General features: G+C 69.5%; 7 protein-coding genes. All 7 read left to right on the top strand.

The window, feature by feature from the left end; genetic code table 11:
• Positions 1-846, top strand: an 846-nt coding sequence (locus VFF46_RS30180) for an aminoglycoside phosphotransferase family protein (RefSeq protein WP_325040626.1), incomplete at its 5' end; no start/stop codon positions are given.
• Between the two features lie 262 nt (positions 847-1,108).
• Positions 1,109-2,587, top strand: a complete 1,479-nt coding sequence (gene rpsA / locus VFF46_RS30185; RefSeq protein WP_325040627.1) for a 30S ribosomal protein S1 — start codon at positions 1,109-1,111, stop codon at positions 2,585-2,587.
• A gap of 81 nt (positions 2,588-2,668) precedes the next feature.
• Positions 2,669-3,307 (top strand): dephospho-CoA kinase, encoded by a 639-nt coding sequence (gene coaE / locus VFF46_RS30190; protein ID WP_325040628.1) that lies wholly within the window; start codon positions 2,669-2,671, stop codon positions 3,305-3,307.
• A 131-nt stretch (positions 3,308-3,438) separates the two neighbouring features.
• Positions 3,439-4,629 carry a PrsW family glutamic-type intramembrane protease gene (locus tag VFF46_RS30195; protein WP_325040629.1) on the top strand — a complete coding sequence of 397 codons (1,191 nt, stop codon included), beginning with the start codon at positions 3,439-3,441 and terminating at the stop codon, positions 4,627-4,629.
• The gene (locus tag VFF46_RS30200) at positions 4,626-5,819 is read left to right on the top strand and encodes a PT domain-containing protein (protein ID WP_325040630.1); all 1,194 of its coding nucleotides are present in this window, start codon (positions 4,626-4,628) and stop codon (positions 5,817-5,819) included. Before VFF46_RS30195 ends, VFF46_RS30200 begins: the two co-directional genes overlap by 4 nt.
• A complete protein-coding gene (locus VFF46_RS30205) occupies positions 5,816-6,787 on the top strand; it encodes a hypothetical protein (protein WP_325040631.1) in 972 nt (323 codons plus the stop codon). The genes VFF46_RS30200 and VFF46_RS30205 overlap by 4 nt, the downstream gene beginning before the upstream one ends.
• Positions 6,788-6,829: 42 nt before the next feature.
• Positions 6,830-7,506 (top strand): hypothetical protein (locus VFF46_RS30210; protein WP_325040632.1); only part of this gene is annotated, 677 nt, incomplete at its 3' end.

The raw sequence follows: 7,506 nt of genomic DNA on the forward strand, positions 1-7,506 counted from the left end.
GCGGTCCCGCTCGCGGGCGGGTACGGCGGGCAGACGTTCGCGGTCAGCGCCGGCGGTGAGGACGCGGTCATCAAGTTCTACGTGAAGGACCCGGGACGGGCCGCCGTGGACGCCGCGCTGCTGCAACTGGTCCACGGGCTGCTGCCGGTGCCGCGGGTACTGGACCTCAAGCGCGACGGCTCGTACGAGGAACCGCCGTACCTGCTGACCGAGCGCCTGCCGGGCGTCAACCTGCAGGTGTTCCTGGAGACGGCGACGGACCAGCAGCGCCGTACGGCCGGGACGCAGCTGGGGGAGCTGCTGACGCGGCTGAGCGGGATGCCGTTTCTGCGACCGGGGATGTTCCGCGACGACGAGCTGGCGGTCGAGCCGTTCGGGCTGGGTGACCTGAGCGAGTACGTCGCGGGGCTGGAGCTGGGCCTCGACGACGGGTTCGCCGCCGTGATCGACGAGGCGGAGGAGCTGCTGGCCGGCGGCGTGGATCGGTTCTGCCTGGTGCACAGCGACTTCAACCCGAAGAACCTGCTGGTCGACCCGGACAGCGCGCGGATCACCGGCCTGATCGACTGGGAGTTCGCGCACGTCGGTTCGCCGTACGCCGACCTCGGCAACCTGCTGCGGTTCTGCGAGGACACGGTGCTGGCGGGCGCCGTACTGAACGAGCTCCGGTGGCTCGGCGGACCGCTCGTGGACCTGGGCCGGGCAGCCGACCTGTGGGCGCTGCTGGACCTCGCGGCGCGGGCCGCCGAGCACGAGATCGCGGCGCGCGCGCACCGGCTGGTCTCCCGGATGGCGGACACGGGCACGCTGGCGGGCGGCCGCCCGGACCTGGACGTCGTACATTGAGATCAGTCGTACTTGTCGGGCACGTCGGGAGACCTCGGCGGGCGGCCGGTGATACCGGGTGCCCCAGGTTGTGCTGTCCGAGTCAAGCCCGGTATTCTGTGAGATGCGCTATGGGCCCGCGCGACCTCGGACGGAGCAGGCTCGTGACTCGCAGCAGCTCGGTGGTGAATCTGTCGTCTTCTGGCAATCCCGCGGTTTGGTGCGATCCAAAGGAACATGGCGCGACCGCACGACACCACCAGTCCACGGAGCAACCCACCACATGACGGCCAGCATCGAGGCTCCCCTCGACCCAGCAGTGCGCACCACCCCGCAGGTAGCGGTCAATGACATCGGGTCGGAGGAAGACTTCCTCGCGGCGATCGATCAGACCATCAAGTACTTCAACGACGGCGACATCGTCGAGGGCACCATCGTCAAGGTCGACCGGGACGAGGTCCTGCTCGACATCGGTTACAAGACCGAAGGCGTGATCCCGTCCCGCGAGCTGTCGATCAAGCACGACGTCGACCCGAACGAGGTCGTCAACGTCGGCGACCACGTCGAGGCCCTGGTTCTCCAGAAGGAGGACAAGGAAGGCCGTCTGATCCTCTCGAAGAAGCGCGCCCAGTACGAGAAGGCCTGGGGCACGATCGAGAAGATCAAGGAAGAGGACGGCGTCGTCACCGGTACCGTCATCGAGGTCGTCAAGGGTGGACTCATCCTGGACATCGGCCTCCGCGGCTTCCTCCCGGCCTCGCTCGTCGAGATGCGCCGGGTCCGCGACCTCCAGCCGTACGTCGGCCAGGAGATCGAGGCGAAGATCATCGAGCTGGACAAGAACCGCAACAACGTGGTCCTGTCCCGCCGCGCCTGGCTGGAGCAGACCCAGTCCGAGGTGCGGATGAACTTCCTCACCCAGCTGCAGAAGGGCCAGATCCGCAAGGGCGTCGTGTCCTCGATCGTCAACTTCGGTGCGTTCGTGGACCTCGGCGGCGTGGACGGCCTGGTGCACGTCTCGGAGCTGTCCTGGAAGCACATCGACCACCCGACCGAGGTCGTCGAGGTCGGCCAGGAGGTCACCGTCGAGGTGCTGGACGTCGACATGGACCGCGAGCGCGTCTCGCTGTCGCTGAAGGCGACCCAGGAAGACCCGTGGCAGCAGTTCGCCCGGACCCACCAGATGGGCCAGATCGTGCCCGGCAAGGTCACCAAGCTGGTTCCGTTCGGTGCGTTCGTCCGCGTGGAGGAGGGCATCGAGGGTCTGGTGCACATCTCCGAGCTGGCCGAGCGGCACGTCGAGATCCCGGAGCAGGTCGTCCAGGTCAACGACGACGTCATGGTCAAGATCATCGACATCGACCTGGAGCGGCGCCGGATCTCGCTGTCGCTCAAGCAGGCCAACGAGGGTGTGGACCCGGTCTCGGACGACTTCGACCCGACGCTCTACGGCATGACGGCGACGTACGACGACCAGGGCAACTACATCTACCCGGAGGGCTTCGACCCGGAGACGGGCGAGTGGCTCGAGGGCTTCGACGCGCAGCGTGAGGAGTGGGAGCGGCAGTACGCCGAGGCCCACACGCGCTGGGAGGCCCACAAGAAGCAGATCGAGGACGCCAAGACGGCGGACGTGGAGGCCGGCGAGGCCTCGACGTACTCCTCGGCCGCTGCCCCGAAGGACGACGCTCCCGTCGAGGGTGCGCTCGCTTCCGACGAGGCGCTGCAGGCGCTCCGCGAGAAGCTGACCGGCCAGGGCTGATCCGCAGCAGTAGCCTTCGGGACCCCCGCATCCACCAGGGTGCGGGGGTTCCGTGCGTCCGGCGCTCTGTAGGGTGCTGGGGTGCTGAGAGTGGGACTGACCGGCGGGATCGGATCCGGGAAGAGCGCGGTGTCGGCGCGGCTGGCCGAGCGTGGGGCCGTCGTGATCGACTCCGACGTACTGGCGCGAGAGGTCGTCGCGCGCGGTACCGAGGGCCTCGCCGAGGTGGTCGCCGCGTTCGGGCCGCGGGTACTGACGGCCGAGGGCGAGCTGGACCGGCCGGTGCTCGGGAAGCTGGTCTTCGGCGACGAGACCGCGCGGCGCTCGCTGGAGTCGATCATCCATCCGCGGGTCCGGCTCCGTTCCGCGGAGCTCGAGGAGGCCGCCGCGGCCAGGTCGTCCACCGCGATCGTCGTGCACGACATCCCGCTGCTCGTCGAGACAGGTCAGGCTGCTGCCGGCCATCGCAGGTTCGACCTGGTGCTGGTGGTCGACGTACCGGTCGAGGTCCAGGTCGAACGGCTCACCACGCAGCGCGGGATGACCGCCGCGGAGGCCGAGCAGCGGATCGCCAGCCAGGTGTCCCGCGCGGACCGGCTGGCGGCCGCGGACGTCGTACTGGACAACTCCGGCAGCCTGGACGACCTGGATCGCCGGGTCGCCGAGGTCTGGGCAACATTCGAGCAGCGTCTAAGGCACGGTCCGGACACGAAAAGGTGACCCCTGCGCGGGAAATGATGCATCCGGGACCCCCTGTACGAGAATCTGTCCCGGTCCGGCCCGCACCGTTCGGGGCCGGCACGGCCGGCGCGCCCCGCTCCGGTCCGGACGTCCGAGGTTGGGAGGATGGCGTGGTCTGCCCGCGCTGCAGCTCTGACGTCCCCGAGGTTTCGCAGTTCTGCCACCACTGTGGCAACGACCTGCGCACCGGGGACTCGAAGCGGAAGAACGCGTACGCCGCCAGGCCGGATGAGCCGGTGGCGTCCTTCAAACTGGTCTCGACGATCATGCCGCAGGGATCCGGCAAACAGCCGTACACCTACAAGGTCGCGCTCGGCATCGCCCTGCTGCTGACCGTGGTGACCGCCGCACTGGGTGCGCTGCCGGTGGCGATCATGATCGCGGCCTTCGCCATCCCGATCGTCTACATCATCTACTTGTACGACGTGAACCTCTGGGAGGACGAGCCGATCCCGGTGGTCGCGGCGGCCTTCGTGCTGACCGGACTGCTGGCCTGGCTGTTCACCTGGATCTGGTCGGACAAGATCGGGCTGTCGCTCGACTCGATCGGCGGCAACAGCACCGGGCCGTCGCTGCGGGACCTGCTGATCCTGCTCCTGCTGGTACCGGTGGTGTCCGAGCTGATCCGGCAGATCGGCCCGCTCTACCTGGCCTCGCGGCCGCGGTACGACGACCTGATGGACGGGTTCACGTTCGGCGTCGTCGCCGGTGTCGGGTACGCGTGCTTCGAGACGCTGGTACTGCACTGGGGCTGGATCAACGGCGGCTTCGCCGGCCCGGGCAGCAGCGCCGGGACCTGGATCTCGATCGTGCTGCTGCACGGCTTCATCAAGCCGCTGGTGTACGGCTCGGCGACCGGTCTCGCGGGCGCGGAGTTCTCCGGCCTCGGCGAGGGGTACGACGGCTTCACGCCGCGCTGGGTCGGCGGCCTGCTGCAGGCGATGGTGGTGAACGCGCTGTTCCAGGGTGGGATCTACCTGCTCGGCTTCGTCGGCGGCCGCGGCTCGACGATCGGCGCGGTCCTCGGCGTCGTCTGGGGCCTGTTGCTGCTCGGCGCGCTGATCATCCGGGTCCGGACCGTGCTCCACAAGGGCCTCCTGGAGGCGGCGCTGGAGTCCGCCGCGCGCGGCGGTTCGAACCACGCGTCCGGTGAGCTGGCGTTCTGCTCGCGCTGCGAGATGCCGCTGCTCCCGCAGTCCGACTTCTGCTCCGCCTGTGGCAACTCGGTGCGTTCGGTACCGAAGTCCGCCCGTGGGGTGACCGCACCGACCGCTGCGACGAGTGGAGAGACGCAGGCATGAGCAACCAGCAGCAGCCGCCGTACGGTGGCCAGGGCGGACAGCCGCCGTACGGCGGCCAGCCGGGACAGCAGCCTGGTTACGGACAACCTCAGCAGCAGCCTGGGCAACAGCAAGCGGGCCAACAGCCTGGGTACGGCCAGCAGCAGCCGGGCCAGCAGCAGCCTGGGCAGTCCGGTCAGCCGGGTCAGCAGCCCGGGCAGCAGCAGCCCGGGCAGCAGCAGCCCGGGCAGCAGCAGCCTGGGCAGTACCAGCAGCCGGGGTACGGCCAGCAGTACCCGCAGCAGCCGGGCCAGCAGTCGTTCCCGGGTCAGCCTGGGCAGCCTGGTCAGCAGGGACAGCCTGGGCAGCAGCAGCCTGGCTACGGCCAGCAGCCCGGGCAGCCGCAGCAGGGTTACCCCGGCCAGCAGCAGTACCAGCAGCAGGGATTCCCGGGCCAGCAGCAGTACGGCGGCCAGCAGTGGGGCGGCCAGCAGCCGCCGCGCCGTGGTGGCAACAGCAAGACCCTGCTGATCGCCGGCGGTGCGTTCGCCCTGGTCGCGATCATCGGTGTCGTGCTCGCCCTGATCTTCAAGGGCGGCAACGACCAGGCCGACCCGACGCCGACGACCCAGTCGTCCACGCAGCCCACCGGCAACCCGACCGGCGAGCCGACGGCACAGCCATCCGGTCAGCCGACCGGTGAGCCCACGGCCGAGCCCACCGCGCAGCCGACGAACCAGCCGAGCACTGGCACCGACGAAGGCATCGCGGTTGCCGAGGGCATCTACGTGAAGCCCCAGCCGGGCTACGTCCGCAAGAGCCTCGACGGCTACAAGGGCGTGGTGCTGGTCAAGCAGGGCGAGGGCCTGTTCATGGTCGCGGCCGCCAAGAGCTCCGAGCCGGCCGAGTCGATCCTGGCCGACGTGGTCAAGGCCAACACCAAGACGCTGACGTCGGCGCAGACCAAGCAGGTCAAGACCGTGACACCGGGTCCGCAGGACAAGACCCCGGTGAAGGTGCTGATGTCGCAGGCGTACTCCGGCGTCAGCACGTCGCAGAGCGGCAGCTACGCGGCGGTCGGGTTCGTCGCCGTGGTCGAGCGGAACGACGGCGTGATCACGGTCGCCCAGGTGTACGGGCGCAAGGACAAGCTCGCCACCCTCGACCCGGACTCGTCGGCGATGCTGAAGTCGGTGGTCGAGAGTCAGTGAGCGGAAAGCGCGACAAGGGTCCTGCCGGTAACCCTTGGGTCAACCAGCCAGGACCCGACGAGGCCCAGGGCGACGAGCCGGAGGAGCAGCTGCCGCCGTCGCCCTGGAACCTCGAGGTGCAGCCGCCCCCGTCACCGTGGGGCGGCTCCGGCACGCCCGGACCCAACGGCCCGGGCGGCCCCGGCGAACCTGGCCCAGGGCCTGGCTCCGGGTCTGGTGCTGGGCCTGGCTCCGGGCCTGGTTCTGGGCCGGCGACCCAGACGTCGTCGTCCTGGGGCGACAAGGTGGGACCGCCGTCGCTGCGCCGCCCGCCGCCGGAGAAGAAGCGTTTCGCGCTGCCGAACGTCCCGCCGCTGCTGATCCCGATCGGCGCCGGGCTGCTCGTGGTGGTGATCGTCGCGATCGTCCTGGTCGCGCTGTCCGGCGGCGGCGACAAGGCCGGCCCGGCCAACCCGCCGAGCACGCCGGTGAGTACGCCGGCCGCGCCGAAGTCGTCGTACCAGCCGCCGCCGAACGCGTTGCCGGTGGGCTTCGGGGTGTCGGTGGTACCGGCCCAGGGCTGGACGCTCTACACCAAGGAGAAGGCGGGCAAGGAGCTCGCGATCTACCCGCCGAACGACACCGCGAACGCGCGGGCGTTCTTCTGGGTCCGGCAGAAGCGCGACGTCACCGCGAACGCTTACCTGCTCGGCATCGTCGAGGGCGAGACCGACCAGGAGGTCGCCCAGCTCGGCACCGTACGGAACCTGCCGTGCCCCAAGGACGTCTTGGTGGAGTGCGTCGCGATCGACTACACCTCCACCTTCACCAGGAACGGTGCCGAGACGAAGGTCAAGGGCTCGGTCGAGGCGTACCGGCGCAAGGACGGCGTGGTCACCGCGCTGGACTTCCGGACCAACGCCGACTTCGCCCCGAAGGCCGAGGCGGACGCCGCGACCATGAAGAAGTCCGTGATCGACAGCCTGTGACCGGCTCGTGATCGGTGCCCAGAACTACCGCGAGGAACAACTATGAGTCAGCAGTACGGTCCACCGCCGGGCCCGCCGCCGGCCCCCATGCCGACTCCCGGCGCCCCGGCTCCCGGCGGCTGGGGCCCCGGGCCGTCGCGCCCGAACCACCCGCACAAGCCGAGCAAGCTGCCGTGGATCATCATGGCCGGCGCGATCGTCGCGGTGCTGCTGGTGGCGCTCGGCGTCGTACTGCTGGTGACCGGCAAGGGTGACGGCAAGTCCGCGGCGGAGAAGTCGCCGGAGCCGCTCGGCACCATGTACACGCCGTCGCCGACGCCGACCCCGAACGACTCCAAGGGGCCGAACGACGTCGGCGTCGAGGTCGGGTACGGCGTCTGGTTCACGCCGTCCAAGGGCTGGCTGCCGGACTGGGACAAGACCAAGGCCGGGAAGAACTACATCCTGCAGCAGTTCAACGCCCGCGGGCTGATCGACGGGTACTACTGGGTCCGGCAGACCACGCTGTACGAGGCGAAGGGCTTCGCCCAGCACCTGGTCGACGTGGAGTCGAACGGGATGCAGGGCGTCCGGATCGGCAAGGGCGCCGAGTGCAAGCCCGCGAACCCGAACATCAAGGCCTGCTACGCGCTCACCTACACCGGCGACTGGGTCTCGAAGGACGGCCGCCACGTCCCCATGCAGGGCTTCGTCACCGCTTACCAGGACCAGTTCGACCG

Origin of the sequence: Kribbella sp., assembly GCF_035655035.1 — a bacterium.
Classification (GTDB): domain Bacteria; phylum Actinomycetota; class Actinomycetes; order Propionibacteriales; family Kribbellaceae; genus Kribbella.